Source organism: Haloferula sargassicola, assembly GCF_040362925.1.
In the GTDB taxonomy this organism is placed as follows: domain Bacteria; phylum Verrucomicrobiota; class Verrucomicrobiia; order Verrucomicrobiales; family Akkermansiaceae; genus Haloferula; species Haloferula sargassicola.
Map to the genome: position 1 here is coordinate 20,388 of NZ_BAABRI010000003.1, position 24,338 is coordinate 44,725.

The 24,338-nt window shown below is 63.7% G+C and carries 16 protein-coding genes; 11 read left to right on the forward strand and 5 right to left on the reverse strand.

The window, feature by feature from the left end:
* Positions 1 to 7: 7 nt before the first annotated feature.
* On the reverse strand, positions 8 to 745 hold the full coding sequence (locus ABXH26_RS02955; protein ID WP_353565541.1) for a superoxide dismutase: 738 nt from the start codon (positions 743 to 745) through the stop codon (positions 8 to 10).
* 109 nt (positions 746 to 854) lie between these two features.
* On the opposite strand from ABXH26_RS02955, the gene ABXH26_RS02960 reads away from it, so the two are divergent.
* Positions 855 to 1,898 (forward strand): type II secretion system F family protein, encoded by a 1,044-nt coding sequence (locus ABXH26_RS02960; protein WP_353565542.1) that lies wholly within the window; start codon positions 855 to 857, stop codon positions 1,896 to 1,898.
* A gap of 106 nt (positions 1,899 to 2,004) precedes the next feature.
* Here the strand turns inward: ABXH26_RS02960 and lpxA are convergent, their stop codons facing one another.
* Positions 2,005 to 2,778 (reverse strand): acyl-ACP--UDP-N-acetylglucosamine O-acyltransferase, encoded by a 774-nt coding sequence (gene lpxA / locus ABXH26_RS02965; protein WP_353565543.1) that lies wholly within the window; start codon positions 2,776 to 2,778, stop codon positions 2,005 to 2,007.
* Between the two features lie 547 nt (positions 2,779 to 3,325).
* Between lpxA and ABXH26_RS02970 the strand changes: the two genes are divergently transcribed.
* Complete coding sequence (locus ABXH26_RS02970) at positions 3,326 to 4,321, forward strand: arabinan endo-1,5-alpha-L-arabinosidase (protein WP_353565544.1); 996 nt, start codon at positions 3,326 to 3,328, stop codon at positions 4,319 to 4,321.
* 189 nt (positions 4,322 to 4,510) lie between these two features.
* Entirely contained in the window at positions 4,511 to 4,945 is a 435-nt protein-coding gene (locus tag ABXH26_RS02975) for a hypothetical protein (RefSeq protein WP_353565545.1), read from the forward strand.
* A gap of 48 nt (positions 4,946 to 4,993) precedes the next feature.
* Here ABXH26_RS02975 and ABXH26_RS02980 read toward each other — a convergent pair whose 3' ends face one another.
* Together ABXH26_RS02980 and ABXH26_RS02985 are read right to left on the reverse strand one after the other, a co-directional pair.
* Positions 4,994 to 6,118, reverse strand: coding sequence for a lactonase family protein (locus tag ABXH26_RS02980; RefSeq protein ID WP_353565546.1), 1,125 nt, complete (start codon positions 6,116 to 6,118; stop codon positions 4,994 to 4,996).
* Between the two features lie 654 nt (positions 6,119 to 6,772).
* Complete coding sequence (locus ABXH26_RS02985; protein WP_353565547.1) at positions 6,773 to 6,898, reverse strand: hypothetical protein; 126 nt, start codon at positions 6,896 to 6,898, stop codon at positions 6,773 to 6,775.
* A gap of 895 nt (positions 6,899 to 7,793) precedes the next feature.
* On the opposite strand from ABXH26_RS02985, the gene ABXH26_RS02990 reads away from it, so the two are divergent.
* The 3 genes from ABXH26_RS02990 (at position 7,794) to ABXH26_RS03000 (ending at position 12,452) form a co-directional block, all read left to right on the forward strand.
* Entirely contained in the window at positions 7,794 to 8,507 is a 714-nt protein-coding gene (locus ABXH26_RS02990; protein ID WP_353565548.1) for a PEP-CTERM sorting domain-containing protein, read from the forward strand.
* 1,165 nt (positions 8,508 to 9,672) lie between these two features.
* Positions 9,673 to 11,634, forward strand: coding sequence for an RNA polymerase sigma factor (locus tag ABXH26_RS02995; protein WP_353565549.1), 1,962 nt, complete (start codon positions 9,673 to 9,675; stop codon positions 11,632 to 11,634).
* Positions 11,631 to 12,452: a hypothetical protein gene (locus tag ABXH26_RS03000; protein ID WP_353565550.1), complete on the forward strand. Its 822-nt coding sequence runs from the start codon at positions 11,631 to 11,633 to the stop codon at positions 12,450 to 12,452. Before ABXH26_RS02995 ends, ABXH26_RS03000 begins: the two co-directional genes overlap by 4 nt.
* A 1,071-nt stretch (positions 12,453 to 13,523) precedes the next feature.
* Here the strand turns inward: ABXH26_RS03000 and ABXH26_RS03005 are convergent.
* Complete coding sequence (locus ABXH26_RS03005; protein ID WP_353565551.1) at positions 13,524 to 13,928, reverse strand: hypothetical protein; 405 nt, start codon at positions 13,926 to 13,928, stop codon at positions 13,524 to 13,526.
* A 1,261-nt stretch (positions 13,929 to 15,189) separates the two neighbouring features.
* Here ABXH26_RS03005 and ABXH26_RS03010 point away from each other — a divergent pair.
* The 5 genes from ABXH26_RS03010 (at position 15,190) to ABXH26_RS03030 (ending at position 24,330) form a co-directional block, all read left to right on the forward strand.
* The gene (locus ABXH26_RS03010) at positions 15,190 to 17,481 is read left to right on the forward strand and encodes a hypothetical protein (protein ID WP_353565552.1); all 2,292 of its coding nucleotides are present in this window, start codon (positions 15,190 to 15,192) and stop codon (positions 17,479 to 17,481) included.
* A gap of 344 nt (positions 17,482 to 17,825) precedes the next feature.
* On the forward strand, positions 17,826 to 18,767 hold the full coding sequence (locus ABXH26_RS03015; protein ID WP_353565553.1) for a DUF4007 family protein: 942 nt from the start codon (positions 17,826 to 17,828) through the stop codon (positions 18,765 to 18,767).
* A complete protein-coding gene (locus tag ABXH26_RS03020) occupies positions 18,764 to 22,189 on the forward strand; it encodes a hypothetical protein (RefSeq protein ID WP_353565554.1) in 3,426 nt (1,141 codons plus the stop codon). Before ABXH26_RS03015 ends, ABXH26_RS03020 begins: the two co-directional genes overlap by 4 nt.
* 18 nt (positions 22,190 to 22,207) lie before the next feature.
* Positions 22,208 to 23,488, forward strand: a complete 1,281-nt coding sequence (locus ABXH26_RS03025; RefSeq protein ID WP_353565730.1) for a class I SAM-dependent methyltransferase — start codon at positions 22,208 to 22,210, stop codon at positions 23,486 to 23,488.
* A complete protein-coding gene (locus ABXH26_RS03030) occupies positions 23,485 to 24,330 on the forward strand; it encodes a phosphoadenosine phosphosulfate reductase domain-containing protein (protein WP_353565555.1) in 846 nt (281 codons plus the stop codon). The genes ABXH26_RS03025 and ABXH26_RS03030 overlap by 4 nt, the downstream gene beginning before the upstream one ends.
* Positions 24,331 to 24,338: the final 8 nt, after the last annotated feature.

A 24,338-nucleotide genomic window follows, 5' to 3' on the forward strand; every position in this document is an offset into this window, starting at 1 on the left:
TGGCGGCTCAGCCCATCGCGGCCTCGTAGCGCTGGGTGGCGGTGTCCCAGTTGACGATGTTCCACCAGGCGGTCACGTAGTCGGCGCGGCGGTTCTGGTATTTCAAATAGTAGGCGTGCTCCCACACGTCGATGCCGAGGATCGGGGTGCCGAGCTCGTCCGGCTCGACGATGCCGGTCATGCGCGGGTTGTCCTGGTTGGGCGTGCTGACCACGGCCAGCTTGCCGTCCTTGGCGATCAGCCACGCCCAGCCGGAGCCGAAGCGCGAGCCCGCCGCCTCGCCGAAGGTCGTCTTGAACTCGTCCATCGAGCCGAAGGCCGAGTCGATCGCCTTGGCCAGCTTGTCGCCGGGCTGGCCCGACTTGGCCGCCGGGGCCATCGTTTCCCAGAAAAACGTGTGGTTCCAGTGGCCGCCGCCGTTGTTGCGCACCGCGGTCTTGAGCTTGCCGTCGGCGATGCCGGAAATGGCGGCCATCAGGTCGTCAAGCGAGCGCGCGGCCAGTTCGGAGTCGGCCGCCAGCGCGTCGTTGAGCTTCGCCACGTAGCCGGCGTGGTGCTTGTCGTGGTGGATTTCCATCGTCTGCGCGTCGATCGCCGGCGCCAGCGCATCGAAGGCGTAGGGCAGGTCGGGCAGCGTGGCCACCTTGCCCTCGGCGGCGCGGGCGGAGCGGGGCAGGGCACCGCCGGCGAGGGCGGTGAAGGCGGCGAGTTGGTTGAAACGGCGGCGGGAGAGAGGAGTGCTCATGGTCCTACCCTGTTAGCATGCCCCGCGGGAACGGCAAAAGGAAACCGGCCCGGCCGCCGTTTCAAGAATCGCATCGCCGGACGCCGGAGGCGCGTCTAGCGTGCGGTCAATGACCCTGTCGGCGAAGCGCAAGGAGCTGTTCTACACCGAGCTGACCAAGCTCGCCGACGCCGGCTTCGGGATCCGCGAGGCGGCGCGGACGATGATCGAAAGCGGCGTGCCGGCGGCGGAGCGCGAGCTGCTGGAGCAGGTCGATGCGGCGCTGGAGTCCGGAAAATCGATCGGGCAGGCATTTCGCGAAGCGGGCGTCTCCCAGCTCGAGCGGGTGCTGGTGGAGGCCGGCGAGATCAGCGGCCGGCCGGCGCCGGCCTTCCAGCACCTGACGAACTATTTCGGCATGGTGGCGGAGGCGAAACGGCAGGCCTGGCAGGCGATGATCTATCCGCTGGTGCTGCTGCACCTCGGCTTGCTGCTGGCGGCGATCCCGGTCCGGGCGGGGCTCGACGGGCTCGATGTGAACCTGCTGGCGACCCGCTTCGTGGTGTCCCTCGGGGTCACCTACGCCTTGATCGCCGGGGGTTGTTTCCTCGGTCGCGGGTTGTTGAAAAAAGCGCCGCGGAGCGAGGCGGTGGACCGCCGGTTGAACGCGCTACCCTTCATCGGCAGGGCGCGGAAGTCGCTGGCCCTGGCGCGGTTCGCGCGGGTTTATCACGCCGCCTTGCTGGCCGGTCTGCCGATGCGGGAAACGGTGCGCATGGCGGGCGAGGCGTCGCAGAGCGGGCAGCTCGCGGCCGCGGCGGGGCGGATCGAGGCCGCGGTGCGGGAGGGCGGCGCGGTCGGCCCGATGCTGGCGGCCGAGCCGGTGTTTCCGAAGGCCTTCGCGCGCTCGTATGCCACCGCGGAGGAGTCGGGGAAACTCGATGAGGACATGGACCGCTGGGCGAAGCACTTCGCGGCGGATTCGATCGAGCGGGTGTCGCGGCTGTCGGTGGTCTTGCCGAAGCTCGGCTATGCGCTGATCGTGGCCTTCGTGGTGTGGAAGATCCTGGCGTTTTACGCCGGCTACTACGGGGCGATCGAGAAGGAGCTGGGATGGAGCGCCGATTATGAAATCGGCATCGCCTCTTCTCACGAGTCGGCGATTTCTCGATAGAGTGCCTCGAAGCTCGTCTCGTCAGAAAACTCCGGAGCCTTCTATCGAGAATCTCCAAGCTCTCATGCCGAGGCGATGCCGATTTCATAATCGGCGCTCCAAGCTTCTACCGCGTTACTCCGCGCTGCGATCCCTCAATGAAGGCGATGAGGTGCTTCACATGGGCGTTGTTGGCGGTCGACTCCGCCTTGAGCGAGGAGATCGCCAGGCCGAGGTTGGCGTCCTTTTTCAGGAACAGCCGCTTGTAGGCGCTGCGCAGCGCCTTCAGGTCGTCCTCGGTGAAGCCGCGGCGGGAAAGCCCGACCTGGTTGATGGCGCGGGTGGTCGCCGGGTTGCCCTCGACCACCGTGTAGGGCGCGATGTCCTGGATGATCCGCGAGCAGCCGCCGATGATCGAGTGGCAGCCCACGCGGCAGAACTGGTGGATCGCCGTGAGCCCGGACACGATGGCGTGGTCCTCGACCGTCACGTGGCCGGCCAGGGTGCCGTTGTTGGAGAGGATCACGTGGTTGCCCACCTGGCACTCGTGGGCGATGTGCGCGTAGCAGAGGAACAGGTTGTCATGGCCGATGCGGGTCGGCGTGTGGTCGAAGGTGCCGCGGTGGACGGTGGTGTTCTCGCGGAACACGTTGCGGTCGCCGATGATCAGCGCGGTTGGCTCGCCGGCGTACTTCAGGTCCTGCGTTTTCCCGCCGATCGCGGCGAAGGGGAAGAACTCGTTGTCGCGGCCGATGGTCGTGTGGCCCTCGATCACCACGTGGGAGTGCAGCCGGCAGCCATCGCCCAGCCGGACGTTTTCCCCGACCACGCAGAACGGGCCGATGTGGACGTTGTCGCCGAGCTGGGCGTTTTCGGAAACGAGGGCCGTCGGGTGGATCACGCCCCGGAGTGCAATGGGCGACCCCTCAAAGATCAAATCCCAATTCGCACAGCATCAGCGCGATGTGGGGGACCCCGGGATTCACGGAAAGGACGGAAGCCGGTGAGGGGGCGGGGGATCCTTTCCGCTCCGGGCTCCTCATTTCCGCATCCGCTCGTAGTCCCGCCGCCACTTGGGCAGGAAGAGGCGACGGATCTTCCGCCGGAGCGAGCGCAGCCATGCCCACGGTCCACGGGATCGGGTGTAGCGAGGTTGGGGGGGGGCAGCGGTCATCGGATCGGGAAGTGCCGCAGTTTGCATGCCTAACAGATCCCCGCCTGTCACGAGGAAAGCGGTCTTGCCGCGGCATCCGGCGGTTGCCCACGATTCAAGTCGTTCAGCCTGAATCGCGCTCCACCCATCGCGTGACAGCTTTGTCGCTCATCGGTTTCCTAACTTTTTTCGCAGGGTGCCCCGCGGTCGGAGGCGAGCGATGGTTTCCGCGGTTCCCATCCCCACCACCTGCCGCCGAAGGATCGGCCCGCTCGCCCCCGTAGGACCCCTGCCCATGAGACTCCGTGCTTTCCTGCTGACCATCGCCCTCGCCTCCACGGCCTCCGTTTCCGCCGACACCGAACCGGGCGGGCCGCTCGCCCAGGCCGCCAGCCGCGGCGTCACCGCCCGCGATCCCTCCACGCTGGTCCGCGAGGATGACACCTGGTGGTGCTTCTATACCGGAAGGGGCGTCCGCTCGCTGCACTCGAAAGACCTCGTCACCTGGCAGCCCGGCCCCGCCGTGCTCGACGAGCCTCCGCCATGGATCGCCGCCGCCGTGCCGGAAAACCGCGGCACCTACTGGGCGCCCGACGTGATGAAGGTCGGCGACCGCTGGCTGCTCTACTACTCGGTCTCCAGCTTCGGGAAAATGGATTCCGCCATCGGTTTGGCTACCACGCCCACGCTGGATCCGGCCGATCCCGACTTCCAGTGGACCGACCGCGGCGAGGTCGTCCGCTCCCGCGAGGGCGGCGATTTCAACACCATCGACCCCGCCATTTTCCACGCCCGTGACGGACGCCTGTGGCTGGCCTTCGGCTCCCAGTGGAGCGGGCTCAAGCTGGTCGAGCTCGACCCCGCCACCGGCAAGCGCCTCCACCCCGCCGCGCCGCTGATCCCCATCGCCGCCGGCAAGTCGATCGAGGCGCCCTACCTTCACCAGCACGGCGATCGCTACTACCTCTTCGTCAACCGCGGCGACTGCTGCCGCGGCGACCAGAGCACCTACTACATCACCGTCGGCCGCAGCGACCGGGTCGAGGGCCCGTACGTCGATCGCGATGGCAAGCCGCTGCTCGAAGGCGGCGGCACCCTGGTGCTCGGCATCGAGAACGGCCCGCTCACCGGGCCCGGCCACGCCGGGATCATCGAAAAGGACGGCAAGGAATGGTTCAGCTGCCACTTCGAGGCCGACGACCGCATGGCGGGCGAGGCGACCCTCGGCGTGATGTCCCTCGAATGGTCGGGCGACGGCTGGCCGCAGGTCACCCCGCCCGAGGCGCGCTGACGGCCGGCCCACCCGAGGCGGGTTTTCCTTTTCCCCGCCGCCTCCCCATGCCATAGCGGGCGCGGGCCGACGGACGGCCCGCCTCGCGAAAGCACCTCCGCATCCGCCATCCATCCGCAGGCCGAGCGCTTGCATACCTCCACCTCCGGCCATGAGCGAGCGGGCCGATCTCACGAGAAAGGTATGCACATGAGCAAACACCGTCCGTCGCCTGGCAACGCCAGGCCCGCCTCCGTCACCCGGATGCTTTATCTGGGAAAACGCCTCCATCGGGCCGCCCGCAGCGGCTCGCCCGCCGAGTCCCTGCCCGTCCTGCGTCGCCTGCTGAAAAGCGGCGTCGTGCGCGGGCATTCGCTTTCCAGCCTGTTCGCGCAGCGCGCGATCATCCAGCGGAAGCACCTGCTGCAGCTGCTCGCCCTCGAGGCGGGTCATGGCGATTGGCCGGGCTTCCGCCGCACGCTCGCCGGGCTTCCGCCGGACCAGCTGGAGGCCTTCGACCTGATCGTCCGCGAGGCCGGCTACCCGAACCACTGGTTCGCCACCTACGAGGAGGCCGAGCACTTCGCCCACACCCGCGGCGGCCGCTGCCTCCGCGTCGGCGGGCAGGGCGTCGTCATCCCTTGAACCGGTTTCCGGGGGCCGTCTCGCCCGTGCGGGACGGCCTTTTCAAGCTCACGGCGCGAACACGATGCACATCGCTTGCGGCACCTCCGCGCGATGCCCGGCATAGGCCGGCGTGCCATCGTCGCCGATCCGGAACACCGGCACGCCGCCCGATTGCTGGCCGGCCACCAGCAGCCATTTGCCATCCGGGCTGAGCTGGATGTTGCGCGGGATCACCACCTCGGCCGGCACCTCCGCCTTGCGGGAAAGGCGGCCGTCATCGCCCACCGCGAAGGTCGTCACCGAGTCCCGGCCTTTTCCCGCCACGTCGCGGTTCGCCGTGTAAACGAAGCGCCCGTCCGGGCTGATGAGGATCTCCGAGCAGGTCATGCCCCCGCCATCCGCACCCTCCGCCAGCACCCCGGCCTCCTGCACCAGGGTCAGGCCGCCCATTTCCGGGTCCCGGTCGTAGACCAGCACCGTCAGGCTCATCTCGCCCATCACGTAGGCCCGCTTGCCGTCGGGGCTGAATTTCAGGTGCCGCGGCCCCGATCCCGGCGTCGTCTTCGCCTCGCCCTCGGCCGTGGTTTTCCCCGAGGAAACGTCCAGCGCGTAGATCTTCACCCGGTCGATCCCCAGGTCCGGTGCGTAGGCCCGGCGGTTGTCCGGTCCCGGATAGAACGAGTGCGCATGCGGCTCTTTCTGCCGGTCCGGGTTCACGCTCGAGCCCTCGTGCTTGAAATAGGAGGCCCGCTCGCCCACCGAGCCGTCCTTTTCCACCGGAAAACTCGCCACCGAGCCATCGCCGTAGTTGGCCGACAGCAGGCAGCGCCCGGACGGGTCGATCGTCACGAAGCAGGTCCCGCCGCCGCTCTCCCGGCGGTTCATTTCCTCCAGCGTCCCGTCGTCCTGCACGGAAAACGCCGCCACCGCGCCGGTCGGGCGACCGCCCCCGGCCGGCTTCGTCGAGCTGGTGGCGTAGAGGTGTTTTCCATCCGGCGCCATCACCAGAAAGCCCGGATTCGGCGCGGCCGCCGCCAGCTTCAGGCCGGAGATCGCGCCCGTTTCCGGGTCGAACTCCGCCGTGTAGATGCCCTTCGCCTCCCCGTTGCCCGAGGTCCCGAAATACACCCGCTCCGTCTCCGCCGCCGCCCCCAGCGCCAGCCCCGCCATCAGTCCAAGAATTCTCAGCATGCTCCCCAACTACGTTCAGCCCGCCGCCGAAATTCCAAGTTCCAAACCCCGGAAAGCGGAAGCGCCTTGGCAGCGCGAAAGAGGATGGAACCCTTGAATGGGCCGACCGCCCCCGGGCGACCCTACCGTCTTCAGATTTTTCGTCCCTTTCGCCGATTTCGTGGTTCCTGAATCGGTCAGCGCTGCCCGTGCCGCTTCCGCGTTTTCCATGCAGGTAGGGTCGACCGCCCTCGGTCGACCGCGAACCGCCTGCGGACGCCTCTCCCCCGTCACCCACGGCCGCGCCCATGCAGCCCTGAGGAAGGAAGGAACAACGAAACGGTCGAAATGAAGAACGAAGCACTGCGAACATCACCCGGAATCGCGTTCGATCGTCCCCTTCCGAGCCGTGTCTTCCCAAGCGTCGGCCTCAGCCAAACCCGACAGGAACATCGGAGCTGCGGGGTAGCTCGCGGTCGACCGAGGGTTGTCGTCCCTACCGTCTTCAAATTTCGTCCCTTTCGCCGATTTCGTGGTTCCTGAATCGGTCAGCGCTGCCCGTGCCATTTCCGTGTTTTCCGTGGTTCCTGATCGGTCACCGTGAAAACGCCCGCTCGCTGGCTGAAACGCTCGTCGCCAGCCATTCCCCGTCGCTTGCGTGTCCTGGATTCGGGATCAGTCCTCGGTGGAGCTCTTGTCATCCTTCGTGGGCCGCACGAAGACGATGAAGATCAGCACATGTGCCAGGACGATGGCCCCGGTGATCCCCAAGGCGATCCATAAAGCCGATGAAGCCAGCATGGTCGGATCATCGACCGGCGGAGGCGAACCGCGCTCCGCATTTCTTGCGTCAATCCCCGCGCCACCTCGCGAATCCGGACCGTAAAACACGCGAACGCCCCCTCACCACCAGCGGGAGCGAGTAGCAGGGAGCAGGGAGCAGGTAGCAGGTAGCAGGTAGCAGGTAGCAGGTGGCAGGTAGCAGGTGGCAGGTGGCAGGTGGCAGGTGGCAGGTGGCAGGTGGCAGGTGGCAGGTAGCCGGTAGCCGGTAGCCGGTAGCCGGTAGCAAGGGACGAAGCACCAAGCACCAAATGGCGAGGTAGGGTCGAGCGCCCTCGCTCGACCGGCCCGTGGCCCGCGCGCGTCCAGCCCCGTCCTCGCGCGAAGCCCTTCACGCGTGCAGCCGGAATGGTGCGAATCACCCGCGATGCCTTGGCGTTTCCCCGCGCCGGACGAGCGAGGGCGGTCGACCCTACCTTTCCGTGCCTTCCGTGTATTCCGTGGTCAAATTTCGATTCTTTCGCCCATTTCGTTGTTCCTATCACCAAGTGAGCAGTGAGCAGTGAGCAGTGAGCAGTGAGCAGTGAGCAGTGAGCAGTGAGCAGTGAGCAGTGACCACGGACCACGGACCACGGACCACGGACCACGGACAACGGACAACGGACAACGCTCTCCACCGAGATAGGTCGGTCGGAGCCAGGGCTCCGGCGCCCCGACAACAGATCTCGGTCCCACGCTGGACAAGGCCGGGATCACCCGATAGGTGCCTTGGCGACAGTTGACATCAGGTGTCTGCCACATCGCCTTGGTGCCGTGCCCGGGATTGTGGGGGATAAACTTCCTGGCGTGCAGGAAGCCGCATCGTCCGGGAGCCTTCGGTTCTTGGAAACCAGTCAACGGTCATCACCCTGATATCATGAAAATTCCGAAACCTGCCGCCCTGTTCGCGGTCACCGCCATCGTCGCATCCTCTGCCCAAGGGGCACTCACTTTTCCCTACACCGAGGATTTCTCCTCCGGCTCGGAGGGAATGAACATGTCTCCCCTGAGCGATTCGCTCGCTTTCAACGGGTTCACCTACAGCGTCGATGGCACCGGGGGCGTCGCGATCTTTGACGTGGCCGGCTTTCTGGCACCTTCCTCTCTTGGAAATTTCGACGGGCTCGGCGTCATCGGCGATTGGCAATGGAGCGGAACGACGACCCACAACGTGCACACCTTCTCCGTCTCTTCGGATGGCAACACGACCTTCGCGCTGACCTCGCTGGACTGGGCCACGGGAAACGCCGGGCCGCCGACGCTTTACACGATCACGGGTTACAACGGGCTCATCGAGGTCGCCCGGGTCGAGAATGTTGACCTGATGTTCGCCGGAACCTACGGCGCCTCCACCGGCAGCGAGATCGTCGCCACCGACATCGGGCCTGGCGACGGTTCCGCCTATGGATTGAATCTGGCCTTCTCCGGCTCCGACTGGGGGAACATCGACCGATTCGAGTTCACCGCCACGGGCAATGACATCGTGGTCGCCTTGGACAACATCGAGTTTTCCGCGGCCGTCCCGGAACCCTCGGCCGCCATCCTGGTCCTCGGAGCCGGAGCCTTGGGGCTCGGTTTCCGGCGTCGGTAGCAGGTAGCAGGTAGCAGGTAGCAGGGAGCAGGGACCCAGGGCCATCGTCGCGAGCGGTCGAGCTTGTTCGTAGGAGGAAAAATAGGGCGGGCTCGCAGGGTCGGCGGCCCCAGGCACGCCGCTCCTTTCTCGACCAAGCACCAGGACCAGCGGCTAGGGCAAGGACCAGCGGCTAGGGCAAGGACCAGGGGCTAGGGCAAGGACCAGGGGCTAGGGCAAGGACCAGGGCTAAGGACCAAGGACCACGGACCAAGGACCAAGGACCAAGGACCAAGGACCAAGGACTACGGACTACGGACTACGGACCAAGGACTACGGACTACGGACTACGGACTACGGACCAAGGACTACGGACCAAGGACTACGGACCAAGCACGAAGCACGAAGCACGAAGCACGTCCAGTCCCAACGGGACGCAGGGCCGTAGCCCCGGGGTTCACCCCGGGGGGCCGCCGCACCCCCGCCTAACCGGAGCCCCGGCAGGGGCGCAGGCGAAGTCCGCCACGGCACCCTCGGATCGGATCGCCCGACAGGTCCGCCAGCCCATTCGGCCGGCGCGCCAGCCTACCCGGCCGCTCCGCCAGCTCGTTCGGCCGGCCCGCCAGCCTACCCGGCCGGTCCGCCAGCCTACCCGGCCGGTCCGCCAGCCCACTCGGCCGGTCCGCCAGCCTACCCGGCCGGCCCGCCAGCTTGTTCGGCCGACCCGCCAGCTCGTTCGGCCGGTCCGCCAGCTCGTTCGGCCGGTCCGCCAGCCCACTCGGCCGGCCCGCCAGCCCGGTGCGTCGTCCGTGGTCGCCAGCAAGGGACAGGGAGCAGTGAGCAGGGACCCAGGGCCATCATCGCGAGCGTTCGAGCTTGTTCGTAGGAGGTAAAATAGGGCGGGCTCGCAGGGTCGGCGGCCCCAGGCACGCCGCTCCTTTCTCGACCACGGACCACGGACCACGGACCACGGACCACGGACCACGGACCAAGCACCAAGCACCAAGCACCAAGCACCAAGCACCAAGCACCAAGCACCAAGCACCAAGCACCAACGAACGCCAAGGCGCGGGCATGCAAGACAGGGCTCCGGCAGCGGAGGGAGGAAATCGGAGAGCGAGAATCTCCCAAATTTTTGTCCGATTCTCGTCGTTGACCCGCTCTTCTCCTTCGAATGGCGAGTGGAATGGACAGGTGTGACCGTGATCTCCTGAGGGAATTCGCGGTCAAAAGAGATCAGGAGGCGTTCGCCGCCTTGGTCGCCCGTCACCACGGTCTCGCCTTTGCCACCGCCTTTCGGATTCTGGGTCATCGGATGGATGCGGAGGATGCCGTCCAACAAGCGTTCACCATTCTGGCCCGAAAGGCCTCCAGGTGCTCCGAGATCGAAGTGTTGGCAGCCTGGCTTCACCGCGTGGTCGTCCACGAAGCCGTCAGGATCCGGAAAAAACGATCCGTTCGAACCATGAAGGAACGGGCTGCGGAACAGCATCACCAGACCGCGGCGGAGGGTCGCGATCCCGCCATCGATCTCGCTCCCGCACTCGATGAGGCCCTGAATTCCCTGTCCCGGCGGGACCGCACCGTTCTCACCCTGCACTTTTTCGAAGGAAAGACCTTCAAGGCCATCGCCGGTCAGCTGGGAGGAACCGCGGGCGCGTGGCAAAAGCGCAGCGTCCGGGCCCTCGGCACGCTCGCCAAACGCCTGCGCCAAAACGGAGCGCCCGTCACGGTGACCCTCCTCGCCTCAGTGCTTGCCGGGGCCCGGGTCGAGGCCGCTCCACCCACCGCTGCGGTCGAATTCATCGCCCGGAATGCCATTCAAGCATCCTCCCAGGCCTCACTCGGAGGATTCGGGAAGATTGCCCTCCTCATGTCCATGAAAACCGCCTCCGTCCTCACCTTCGCCGCCGGGGCCATGGCCGCCTACGGCTGGAAGCTTGCCACTCCACCCCTCGAGCGGGCGGTCGCCAGCGCGACTCCTTCCTCCGCCCACCCGGAGGGCGTGGTCAGCCCATCGATCCGGGGCTCCCAACGGACTCCGGCCTTTTCCGTGGACCTCGTCCGCCAACTGATGGCCAAATATGAGGCGAGCCGCGGGCAGGACACCCGGATCGCCAGCCATCTGCGCAGCCTCATGTTCATGGCTCCTCCGGAGAGCTTCGAAGAGGTGCTGGAGCTGCTCTCCGCTTCCGATCACACGGGCTGGTATCGGGAGGTGGCCGCCGCCCTTTTCGCCCGCTGGGCGGAGGTCGATCCCGAAAGGGCGCTCGCGCGATTGGGAAAATCCGCTGAGTTTGCGGAGGAGGGCTACCGTGCCGTTCTTCTCACCTGGCTGAATATGGACGAGCAGCGGGCCCTATCGCTCCTCCTGAAAAGCAGGACCGGGAAGGATCTGGAGATCCTCAGCCAGTTCCTCGACTACCAGTGCGAGCGTCGCCCCCGCGATGCCGCCCGGCTGGTCGACAGGGTCGCCGACGAGTGGCCGGAGGCGGATCGGCCGCTGTTCGAAAAGGTCGCAAAACTGTGGGCCCGCAGCGAGCCGTTGGAAGCCGGCACCTGGGTGGCCTCCTACCCGGATGACGGGGTGAAGAACCCCCTCCTGCGATCCATCGCCGTGGATGTCGCCAAAACCCGCGGTTTCGACGGCCTGGCAGTGGCCGATCACATCGCGGACCCGGCGGAAAGGTCGCGGGCCAGGAACGACGCCATCTACTGGTGGGGAACCACGAGTGGAGGATTCTCGATCGCCCCGGATACCAACCCGGTCCGGAACCTTTCAAGCGGCTTTCCCGCGGATTGGACCGATGAAAACATCACCACCTTCGCGCAGGCCTTCATGGTCAATTTCTCGAAAGACCTGCCCAAGCTGGTGGCCCTCGGGGACGGCGAGCATCAGGAGACGCTGATTTACCAAGGCTCGGTCAGGGGAGCGGCGTGGAGCAATCCCGCCGCCGCCAAGGAGTCCGCCGAACGATTGCCGTCCGACTTTTCGCAGTCCGAAAGCGGCAGCGAAACCCTGACCGCCTACATCCTCCGGTGGAGCGAAATGGATCCCGCCGGAGCCTCGACCTGGCTTTCCCAGCAACCCGACAGCCCGAATGTCAGCACCATGAAGAAAGCTCTAGCCGGGAGGGCCGAGCCATGAAGTCGAAAGGGCTCATCCTCACGGCATGTGCCATCCTTGGCTTCGGTGTCGGCCTCGCCGTTCTCCAGCCCTGGGAACCACCCACGAAAGCCGGCGATTCCGACCCGCCTTCTTCGGCCGCGAAGCCCGCGCCCTCGGCCGATTCCCCGGGCCCCGAGACCGCCTTCGGTCGCCTCGTGCGCCAGGGATCCCCGAACCTGCTGTCGGCTTCCACGCGGGACGCCGCCCAAGCGTTGGCGGATGAAAAACGGAGTCCCCTCCGGACCCGCGCCTTCCTCCGGACCAAGATCGAGCTGATGGATCACGATCAACTCGTCCTCGAAATGATGGATGGGGACATCGACACCCTGCCGGAAATCCGTGCGGCCACCCGGCGACTGACCCTCGAAGATCCCGAAGGGACCTTCACCGCCTACGAGCGGGGCCTCTATCGGCTCAACACCATGGAAAAGCTCTACGCTTTCCTCGACACCCTCCTCCACACCTGGACCGATGCGGATGCGCCGGCGCTCCTGTCGCGCTTGAAGGCGATGAAGCGGGGAGGCTCCCAGCAGGATGCCTCGCTGCGATTCAGCGACTACTGGGCCGGCACCCAACCCGAAGCGGCCGCCCAATACTTCACCGACCTGATCTCCATCCGGAACATGGACGACTTCGGCCGCATGGCTTTCAACGAACAAGGCTACGCCAGGAAAATCGCCGAAGCCTGGCAACGCACGGACGAGGAGGGGCTTCGTGAATTTGTTTCAAGGCTTCCGAAGGGGAGCACGAAGACCGCCTTTGGCTCCGCCATCAAAGACATGGAGGCTGCCCATTGAGGCGGGGGATTCCTCTTCGGCGGCCCATTGCCTGCGGCGAGGTGTCGTCTTCCAAGGGCGCAGCTCCAAGCACCAAGCACCAAGCACCAAGGACGAAGCACCAAGGACGAAGCACCAAGAACCAGGAACCAGGAACCGGGAACCAATGCCTTCCAGTCCCAACGGGACGCAGGGCTGTAGCCCCGGGGTTCACCCCGGGGAAACCCCGTCCCCGAATCATCGGAGCCCCGGCAGGGGCGTAGGCGAAGTCCGCCACGGCACCCTCGGATCGGGGTGCTCGACAGATCCGCTTGATCGCCCGACACGCCCGCCAGCCCATTCGGCCGGTCCGTGGTCCGTGGTCCGTGGTCCGTGGTCCGTGGTCCGTGGTCCGTGGTCCGTGGTCCGTGGTCCGTGGTCCGTGGTCCGTGGTCCGTGGTCCGTGGTCGAGCCATGCGCCGCATCGTCTTTTCTTCTTCCGACCAAGGACAACGCACCAAGGACAACGGACCACGGCCTTCCAGTCCCAACGGGACGCAGGGTTGTAGCCCCGGGGTTTACCCCGGGGAAACCTCGTCCCCGGATCATCGGAGCCCCGGCAGGGGCGTAGGCGAAGTCAGCCACGGCACCCTCGGATCGCCCGACAAGTCCACCTGATCGCGGCGCCAAGGACCAAAGACCAAGGACCGAAGAGACGCCCACGCGCCGAAATGAGACGCCTTTTCGATCCCATGGGACGCCCCGCCACTGAAATGAGACGCCCACGCGCCGAAATGAGACGCCCCCGCGATTCAAGGAGACGCCCCCGCGCTTTCGAGAGACCCCCTCGCGTTTCAAAGTGACTCCTTTTCAATCCGAAGTGACGCCCCCACGGCTCGAAGGAACGCCTCCTCAAAACGGGTCACGGCTCATTGGCGCAAAAAAACAGCCCGCTCCCCGGCTCGTCATTGGACTTCCTCCCCGGCGGGCTCTTTGCTAGCAAAAAGATCCGCCGCCCCCGCAAGGGGAGCGACGGACCGTTGACGGCTCGGAATCACTCCGAGCCGGATCGGGACCGTGAGCTGCCTGGTGCTCAGTCTTGGCGGATCGACATCAGGCAGCTTCGTTCCCGGGATCAACCGGAGGATCAGCAGGGGGCGACTCGGTGGACTTGGACCGCCGGGTCAGGCCGCTCTTCCGTTCGCTGAAGGGCACGAAGCCCATTGCGCTGTAGAGCGGACTGTCCTCTCCGTGGCCGGCATCGCTGCTCACCGCCCGGCCGACGTTCCGAAGGATCCGGCGGGCCTTGGTTTCCAGCTCATCCTTCTTCCGCAACGCGGCCTCCGTGAGGGCTTCGAGACGCTTGATTTCCGCCTCGTTGTCCAGCAGGGGTTGCGTGTCCTCCACGAACTTCTGCAGCGTCATGCCGGAGAAACTCGCTTCGGGTGCCAGTTCTTCCCACGCCGTGCGGAACAACTTGATGCGTTCCGGCGGCGCGGGGTATCTTCTCTTCTTCATATCAGTATCGTGTTGGGGCGGCGTCCTTCATGCATCCCTGCCGCGATCGGGAGTCTGGTGCTTCATGCACCGAGATTGGTTGATCAGGCGAACATTACGGAAACACGTGGGGCGGGGTCAATGGGGGTAAGTGTGAATAACCCTGCATGCGTGGAACATGGGTTTGTGGAACAATTCTTGCGGTCGTGGATGGCAGTCATGATGAGCCCTGACGCGGCGCTCGGACTCCGGCGCATCGGGTAGGGTCGAACGCCCTCGCTCGACCGCCTGTTCGGGAACCACGCGCCGTCTCCATGCTCCCCCTGACGCGGCGCTCGGACTCGGACGCATCGGTAGGGTCGAGCGCCCTGGTCGCGCGGACGGGTGGGGTGATGGGATGTGGCAAATCATGGCAGCCATCGTCCTACAAAGTCGGGGCACCGGAAGGAAATCGAGTGGCCCCGTGAAGTTCCGGGGGTGGGTTTGAGACGCCGGACCTTTGGGGCGGCCGCGTGCGCGGGTGGTAAAAAGACATGCCCGACATCCTCCCACGAACCTGGAAACCGGGAAGAAAAACGAATGGCCCCGCCTTTCTCAGGGTCACTCCCAGCCCCGAATCAGCCGGTTGGAAGGATTCACGCCCAGGACCGCCGACCATGAGATCGGCATCGCCCCGGCCCCGGAGCCCTGGCCGCCAGCGGAGGGCCGTCCCACGTCCACCGTCACGATCACCGCAATTCATCGGGTCAAGCACGCGCTTCCTGACGCGGCGTTCCGGGCGCACGAAAGCCACCGTTTGGTCCCTTGAACCGGAACGGAAGGCTTCGAGATGCGTGCAGGGTGGTTTCCTCACGCACGCATGCTAGCACGGGTTTTTCAGCGGAATCATCGGCCGGCCACCCGGATTCGGCCGATTCGGCGGGTTTTGCCCCAACCGCGAATGAACGCCAATTGACGCGAATGGCACAAGGAGGCCGTGGAAGTCCTTTCACCCACGTTCTGAAGAAGAGCGCCGCAGCTACTCCTCAAAAATTCGTGCCCATTCGCGTTGATTCGCGATTCCAGCCCCGGCCAACTCTTCTCCTCGGATGAATCGGAGCGCAGCTCTCCGCTCTTGCGTCTTGAAGTCTTGGGTCTCTTTCCCTGTCTCCGGCCGTCCCGGTTCGGCGCTGATTTTAACTTTGAGGGGCGCCGGGCTCCCTAGGCAAACCCCGCGAAGACACAGTAGAGGGTTGTCCTAACCCGCCGGATGCTGGGATGTTGACAGAATCAAGGAACAACCATGAGATACCATTGCGATGTTCTGATTCATTCCGACCCTGACGAACTGCGACAGGCCCTGATTTATCGCCATTTGGACTATCGGACGGGAAAAAGCATTCCATTCCTGATGGATCGCGAACAGGAACGGCATCTGCGCTGGAGTTCGATGACGGACGGCAGGCTCTACGGGAGAATCTCGTTTTTGAGGGGGCTGCTCACCGGCACACCGGTCTGGTATTTCCGGTTCTGGATTTGCATGGAGCCGGTGGGTAACGGAGCAACGGCGGTTTACATCGCCGCCGATCCCGGGTTGAGGATAAAGACATTAAAAGTTTTCCACTACCTTTTAGCCGTATTCTGCACGGCGGGTCTCCTTTGTCCGCTGGTGTGGCTTTCGTGGAAACGCGCTGAGGTTTTCGTAAACCAATATGTCGCGTCCTTCGCCCACCGAATCTATCAATGGGATCGAGGTCGCATTCACGGACCACACGCCTTACCCGCAGCGATGGCTCACCTCAAGACGCTGCCTTGTCCGTCGGCAGCTCCGTGGGTATTGGCAGCGCAGGCTAGGCAGAATCACGGTGCCGTGACCCGGCCGCCAGCTTTGCCGGCCCCGGCAACACCCGCCCTCATGGCTCCCGTGTCGGAAGTCGATCCGGAAAGACAGCCGTCGGTTCCGGCGACTGCCGAAGTTCCCGAGGCTCCCGAAATTCCCCCGGCAGGCATCGCCTTTTTTCGACCACGGCTGTGGATTCCTGCGGCGGCGGTGATCGTCGCTTTGCTGATCGGAGCCTGGGCATGGTTCCGGCCCACGAAGCCGGCGGCCCCCGCCATGGCGCAATCGGTCATGACTCCCCCCATGAACACCGGTGCTCCCCCTGTTCCGGCTCCAGCGCTGGCAGCCCGTTCCGTGGAGCGCGAGGCCACTCCTTCCCAGCCTCTGGCGGTGGAGGTTTCGCCCGCCCCCGGGGTGCAACCTGATCCGCCGGCCGAACCCGCCCCGCCCACCACCCCACCTCGATTCCTCGTTCTTTCGGGCTCTCCGGTCCCGCTCGATTCGCAACCCAATGGCGAACTGGTCGCCGTCCTGGAGGCCGGGCGCGTCGAGCGGACCGATCAGAATCCGATTCTGGTAGGACCTCTGGAATGGATCGAGATCGATGTCAGCGGATGGATGGCGGCGGGAAATGTCGTCTCGCAAGAGGTGAACCTGGCCGTCGAGGGGACTACCGGGCGGGTGGTGTGGGACGGCGGCGGCAATCCCGACGATGCGTTCCTTTCCCTGCGTGACCAGCCGGCAGCCGGCGCACTGCGGCTTGGAAAGGTGCCGACCGGAACCCGGCTCAGGGTCGATCCCTCGTCTCCGGCCCGCGTGGTGGGTTCCCATCGTTGGGTGAAGGTCGGCCTCACCGGTTGGATCCCGGTCTCCGCCCTCACGCCGCGCGATTCCGGGGCACCTCCTCCGATAGCCTCCAGTGTGGTCCCGGACGGCGAGCTTTCCATCGAAACCGGGGGGGATGGCATTTCGAGAATTCTCCTTCCGGGATCCGACCAGCCGTTCTGGACTGATGAGGGAGACCTTCGTGGGCAGATGGGGCTGCGCTCTGTCCACCGTGCCGTCGGTTTCCCCTACGCCGCCGGAATCAGCTCGGCCCGCCACATCGGAGATCAGCTCCACGTGCGCATCCTCAAGCGCGGTGCGTGGATCGCCGTCCCTCAGGACTTGGGTGTCCTCGAGGATTTTATCACCCTTGCGGGCTGGGAAGGGGCCGGCACCTTCGACCCCCATCAAACCGTTGAACTGCTCGGTTTCAGCTCTTCGGGAAACCTGATTTACCGCATCGACTCCGAGGCGTGGGGCGCTCCCGTGACGGTCGAGACCTCCGTCACCAAGGGACCGGTCGCGATCTGGAAAGGGCAGCGCAGCAGCAGTTTGACCGCAATGGACAGGGTCGCGTTCCTTCTTGCGCTCGAGCGAAGCCTCGAGCGCTCCGGGAAATGGGCTGGCTGCGCCGGCTGCTTCGCCCCGACAGCCGACTACTTCGGGAAATCATTCACCCGCGGCCAGATTGCGGCCGACAAGAAGGATAGCGCTCTCCGGACCAAGGTCATCGTGAATCAGGTCACCGACCCGGCTGCGGTGGTTACGCGGGCCGATGGTCGGCTGGGCGTGAACTATCGCACCGCTTTTCATCTCATCATCGACGGTAAGCCTTCGAAGGGCAGCATCGATTACGCGGCGATCCTCGCTCCCGATGGCGATGGCAATCTTCAGATCACGGGATACGCGGCGAGGGTGCACCGGCAATGACCCGAGGTCCCTGCGTTCCGATAGACGGGGCGATCGGCCGACTCGGTGAAGAGACAACATCGCCATGCTTCAAAAATTCGTGCCCATTCGCGCAGATTCGCGGTTCGCTTCACCGAAAGCTCGCCCCACGGCCGCTCGCTGCTCGCCGCCGAGGGGAAAGCGCTGCATTTCCACGATCACTCCCGGCTCCGCCCGTCTCCTGACTGTCTTGCATGGCATGCGGGGAAGCATGGGATTCGTGCGTGAGACCGAACAAAGGCCGCGAAACGCGGAGGCCGGACTACGGTTTGCAGGTCTGACTCGACGTCTGGCTTTCTCTTCCTCACCCTCCGCTAGCCCACAAAATGCCTCCTGCCGCCACTGCCCAACGCCGCTTCACTGGCCACGAAACCTTCGTCTGTCGCTACGCCTGGCTTCCCAAGGTGGTGCGGGAACTGGAATCGACGCCCCTCCTCTTCAAGAACGAGGACGAAGCTATGGTGAAGTTGGGCGTGGGGAAGAACATGGTGCGCTCCGCCAAGTTCTGGGCGGAATGCACTGGCGTGATCGAAGACGTTGAGGGAGGCGGTCATGGTGCGACCGAGTTCGGCCGGTTGATCCTCGGTCATGATGGCTACGACGAATTCCTCCAGCGCATTGAGACCCTCTGGCTCCTTCATTGGAAACTCGCCACAAATCCGAAACGCCCGCTCTTCCACTGGGAGCAGATGCTCAACCACTGGCAGCGCGCCGAGTTCTGCGAATCGGAGGTGCTGCCGTTCCTCGTTCGAGGCCTGCGGACAGACGAGACCGTCAAATCGGAGCGCACCTTTGCCGATGGCTTCCGCGTCTTCGTGAACTCGTATCTCCCAACCCGTGGGCGGAAAGGAGAAATCGCCGAGGACAACCTCGACTGCCCGCTGGTAGAACTCGGACTGCTCCAGAAAGTAGGCGAACGACTCAAGGACGCTCAAACCCGCGAACCGCTCTACGGCTTCGTCATGGGGCCGAAACCCGGAATTAGCACCGAACTGCTCGCCTACTGCATCTGGGATTATTGGCGGAACAGCCCCTTCAAGGATCAAGACTCGCTCGGCTTCCGCTTCGTGTCCTCCGCCGAGGGTAGCCCCGGGCAAATCTTCAAGCTTCCGGAGCTCGCCGTGCGACCGCTCCTCGATGGATTGGCGTCCTCCACGGAAGGAGCGCTCTCCTTCGTGGAATCCTCCTCGATGCAGCAGGTCGTCATCCAGGGCGACCTCACGGAAGAAGACCTCCTCAAGTTCATTTACGCGCCCGCCGAGTCATGACCCTTGTCCGCGACCTGTTGAACGTCAGTCCGCGCTTCATGCGCTCCGTGAATCTGGAGCGTGATTTCGCCGATGCGCGGTCCCTTGAGGGCTACGTCACGACGACGGATGCGGCGGCGCACCTGAAGTTGATCGCCGATGGCCTTCGAAAGGAGTCCGGGCAACGTGCTTGGCACATCACTGGTGATTTCGGCTCGGGAAAATCCAGTTTCGCCCTCGTGCTCGCCACCCTGATGGGCCGACAAGCGTCGGAGGTCCCCGATTCGCTCAAGGAACTCGGCTCGGTTCTCGGCTTGCGTCCGAAGGCACCGCGGTTTCTGCCGGTTCTCGTCACCGGATCGCGCGAAGCGATGTCGCTCGCCGTCCTGCGAGGTTTGGTTTCCGCATTGGAGAGCGCCATTCCCGCGAAGAAAAAGTCCACCGTCCGGAACAAGGCCTCGGCGCTGCTTTCCAAGGGTGGCTTCCAGGACCGGAACGTGGTGGGACTCGTGGAACAAGCCGCAGCGGAACTGGTGAACGGTGGCTCGCACGGGGGTCTGCTCCTGATCATCGACGAACTCGGCAAGTTCCTCGAATTTGCCGCGCTCAATCCCGACGCTCAGGATGTCTTCTTCCTGCAATCGCTCGCCGAAGCCGCATCGCGGAGTCAGGCGGCTCCCATCCACCTCGTAGGCCTTCTGCACCAAGGCATCGCCGAGTATGCCGAAAAGCTCTCGATCACGGCCCAACGTGAGTGGGCAAAGGTGGGCGAGCGCTTTAGCCAAATACACTTTGCCCAACGCCTAAATCAAGACACCGCACTCGTGTCGGCTGCAATAGGCGCGAACCCCGATGCTAAGGAACTGAAGGGGTGGAAGACCGCGGCGAAGGAAGCCATGGCCTCTGCCATCGACCTCGGCATGTTCGGTCCCGCGCCTGGCAAAACGGAACTCGGCCAACTGGCTCCAACCCTCTATCCGCTTCATCCGACTGTCATTCCGGTTCTCTCGAAGTTCTTCCGCCGTTTCGGCCAGAACGAGCGGTCGCTCTTCAGCTTCCTGCTTTCGGCAGAACCTTTTGCTCTCAAGGACTTCGCCGAGCGGTCGGCCTCTGCCGATTCGCTCTTCCGTTTGGCCGAATTCTACGACTTCGCCGCCTACAATTTCTCCCACCGGCTGAGTCAGAACTTCAAAAGTCACTGGAACCACATCGATGCCGTCGTACGTGGAGCGGCGGAAGAAGACGACGACACCCGGCGGATCCTCAAGACCGTCGGCATCCTGAATGTGCTCCAGGAACCGGATCTGCCGCCGACCCTCGACATCGTCTCGCTCGCTCTCGGTCATCCTTCCGACCTTGAGAAGCGTCTGCTCAGGCTCTGCCAGCGGGGTATCCTGTTCAACCGGGGTCAACTCTACGGTTACTCGCTGTGGCCCCACGCCAGCGTCAATCTGGAGCAACGCTTCATCGCGGCGACCGAGACGGTCGCCCACGGCGCTCCTATTGCCTCGGTGGTGCAGGACCGGTTAGACGCCCGCCCCGTGGTGGCCCGTCGCCACTACATCCAGACCGGCAATCTCCGACACTTCGATGTCCGATTCCTGACCGCATCGGAGTTTGCCAAAGCAAACACCGAACTCCAGGCCTCATTCCCCGCCGATGGCATGATCGCCGTCATTCTCTGCGAATCGGCTGCCGAGCGTGCCGAGGCGGAGAAGGCTGCCCGCCGGCTGAACGACGATCGTCGTCTTCTCATCGCCATCAGCCCCGCATTAGAATCCCTCGCAAGCTACTCGCTCAATCTTGAGCGCTGGCATTGGGTTGAACGCTCCACGCCGGAGCTGAAGGACGATCGCTTTGCCGCGGAGGAAGTGGACCGGCAGATCACGGCTGCGACCCAGGCGCTGGAGCAGCGCATCCAGGAATACGTCGGATTCCGTGGGACCGATCCCTCCAGCACCGGTGCCGGAGTCGCTTGGTATCACCAGGGCAAGGAAGCCGCCCCGCTCAAAAAGCGGGAGAAATCCCTTCAGGAGTATCTCTCCAGCCTTTGCGATGACCTTTTCCACCTCGCCCCGCAGGTCCGGAACGAACTGGTCAACCGCAACGCGATCAGCACCGCCGCAGCCAGAGCTCGTCAGCTTCTTTTCGAGGGCATGCTCAAGGATGCAGGTCACGAGTCTCTAGGCCTCCCCGAAGACCGTTACCCGCCGGAGAAATCGATGTATCTCTCTGTCCTCGCCGCCGGTGGCTTGCATCGCGAGCGGAAAGGAAAGTGGTCGATAGAATTTCCGCCTGTGGACGACGACCCGCTTCACCTGCGGCCTGCTCTCGATGCCGTCCTCGCGAAGCTGGAGGAAGTCCCCGATCGCCGCGTGCCGGTGGCGGAACTCTACGAGATGCTGCGCTCGGAGCCCTATGGTGTCCGCGACGGACTCATCCCCATCCTGCTCCTCGCGGTCTTCATCGTCCACGAAACGGAGATCGCCGTTTACGAGGACAACGTCTTCCAGCCGGAGGTGGAGGAGAACCTCATGATGCGCTTCGCGCGCCGCTGGGAAACCTTCGAGTTCCAGCTCTGCCGCATTCAAGGTGTGCGGAAGACGCTCATCTCCGAGCTGGCCGCCGTGGTTGAGGCCGACCGCGCGGAATCCTCACAGCTCCTCTCGATTGTCCGGCCGCTCTATCTGTTTGTCTCCGGACTCCAGGACTATGCCCGGCAGACCGACAAGCTCTCGCCGGAAACCCTCACGCTACGCAAGGCCATCGAGGCCGCGCGGGAGCCTGCCGACCTCGTCTTCCACGAAATCCCGAAGGCTCTCGGCTTCGATCCGAAAGCCAGGGGCAAGCTCGATGCCGTCGCTCTCGCAAAAAAGCTCGGAGAGTCGATCACGGAACTCCGCCGCTGCTTCCCCGAACTTCAGGGCCGCATGGCCACCGCCATCCTCGAGTCGTTCCGCCACGAGGGCCCGCTGGATAGCTGGCGCCAATCGATCGCCGAGTCCGCGGAGACGGTAGCGATGGGTCTTGGCGATCCGGAGTTCCGGGCTTTCTGCCTGAAGCTCACCGATGCCGAGAATCCCGAAGCGGAATGGCTCGAAGCTCTCGGCAGTCTGCTCACCCGTTGCCCCCCAAGTCGCTGGAAGGATCGGGACGAAATGGTCTTCTGCGAACGCATCGAAACTTTCGCCCGTCAGTTCGAGCGGGTGCTGGCCACCTGCTTTCTCAAGGACGGTAGCCTGCCGGAAACGGCGATTCGAGTCGCGGTTACTCTGCGCAATGGAGTGGAAAAGGATCTTGTCGTGAGCCTCACGCCGGAGCAGTCCCGAGATGCGGAGAGACTGTTGGGAAAACTCAAAAAGCTGCTTCCGGAGGACAGCGAGACTTCACTCGCTGTGGTTGCACGTCTTCTCTGGAACGCTCTGCCCAATGCTGACGAATAGATGATAATCTTGAATCCAGTGATTCTAGCAGTTGCGAATCCTGCGCAGCCGGCAAGCGTCGGCTGGCTGGCATGGCCGGTAGCATCTGGTGCTCTAATAGCTCTGGTCACGGCGTTGAAGGTCTGGGTCGATGGCAGAAACCAAGCGTTAGCGCTGAAAGAGCAGCTAACGCGTCCATCGCGGGATCAGATTTCCAAAACGTTAAACGATTTTCTTCTGCCGATGAAGGTCCTTCGAGGAGAGTCGAGACACCTTTATCACATTTTCGCGGCCGGGATCAGAGACGATCTCAAGAAGAAGTGGGAAAGCACCGGCGAGAAAGAGTTCTTTCGGACGCTCCGCTACTTGGCGTCCGGCAGCCAACTTGTGGCTCACGATCAGAGCTTGCTCGCGGAAATCATAAATGTCGGGAAGAAGCAATTGAAGCTCATCGAATCGTCAAGTTCTGCGCAGACGAACCCCGCATTTTCCGAACTGATGGGAAAGCTCGGGGCCCATGTTCGCACATTGATTCTGGCCTCGGAGCACAAGTTGGATGGAATCCCCGACCTAGCAGAGAAGCTGGTTTTCCCACTCGAAGTCGATGGAGCCCTCGAAACGGAAATCAGACGCTTGCAGGACGACTTTCGAAGAATTGATCCCAACGAGAAGCGGGTGAGGCGAAAGCAGAGCTGTGCTGATGCGCCCACTGTGGACTTCTACACAAGGAATTCATCGGACTATTTTCGTCAGACCGCGTTCCTAAACCTCGAGGAAATCTACGAGAAGTTTCGCGGTGCCGGACTGCCTAGAGGTGCCCTGATTCTTGATGCTGGTTGTGGTGTTGGGCGTGATACCCGCTACTTCATTCAGCATGGGTACCGAGTGGTTTCTTTCGATGCCTCAAAAGGAATGGTGGATCTGTGCAACGAGTATCCTTTTGCCTATTGCGTTGAGAACGAGTTCCGAGACCTCAGCTTCTGCGAGGAGTTTGACGCCGTCTGGGCATGCGCGTCGCTTCTCCATGTGGGAAGGGACCTGATCCAAGTCTCCATCGAGCGGTTGGTTCGAGCCTTGAAGCCCGGGGGCGTGTTCTACGCGTCCTTTAAGGAGGCTCCTGGTTCTTCCAGAAAAGACTCACGGTGCTTCCACTACTACGATCAAGTATTTCTAGATGGCCTTCTGGCTGGGAAGCTTGGGCTTGAGGAATTGGAAGTGTGGTCGAATGCTCCACGGAAAGAGAATGACAAGTCAGAGTTTATTAACTACCTGTACCGGAAACCGAAGGTTGTCCCTCTAGTGAAAGGATTGAACACGTGACCGTAGCCACTCCAACTTTTGCCGATGAAAGACCGGTCCGACATGTCCTGAACGTGTCTGGCGGGAAAGACAGCTCGGCATTGGCCTTGTTGATGGCAGGCCGTGTGAAAGGCCTGGAACACTTCCGGCACGACGGCATGGAATACGTGTTCTGCGACACGCAGAAGGAGTTGCCGGAAACCTACGAATACCTCGCCCGGCTCGAAGCGGAGCTGGGTTCGAAGATCATCCGCCTGAACGCGAAGGCGGGCTTCGATCACTGGCACAAGCTCTTCAATGGCTACTTGCCCTCGCCTCAGAATCGCTGGTGCACGAAATACCTGAAGCTGAAGCCCTTCGAGGCCCATGTCGGAAACGACAATGTTGTCAGCTACGTCGGACTCCGGGCCGATGAGGATCGAGTCGGCTACATCAGCCGGAAACCGAACATCAAGACCCGCTACCCGCTCAAGGAGGCAGGAATCGATTACGACGGCGTCATCAAAATCCTTGAGGACAGCGGACTCGGGCTTCCGACCTTCATGAATTGGGGGCGGACCAATTCGGGCTGCACCTTCTGCTTCTTCCAGACCCCGTTCGAGTGGGCGAAGCTTCTTGAGCACTACCCCAAGTACTTTGAGGAGGCGATGGGCTACGAAACCATCGACCCCGCTGATCCCAATAAACAATTCACATGGATGGAGGGCGCCCCGCTCAGTTCGCTCTTAGATCCTGAAGAACGTGAGCGCGTGCTTGAAGCAGGGATTCGTGAGATTGCGCCGAAAAGTGATGGGAAATTGGCGTCCATTTTCGGGATTCAAACGGGTCGAGCAGGGGTGGCTTGCTTGATGTGCCAGAAGTAAAACCTGAG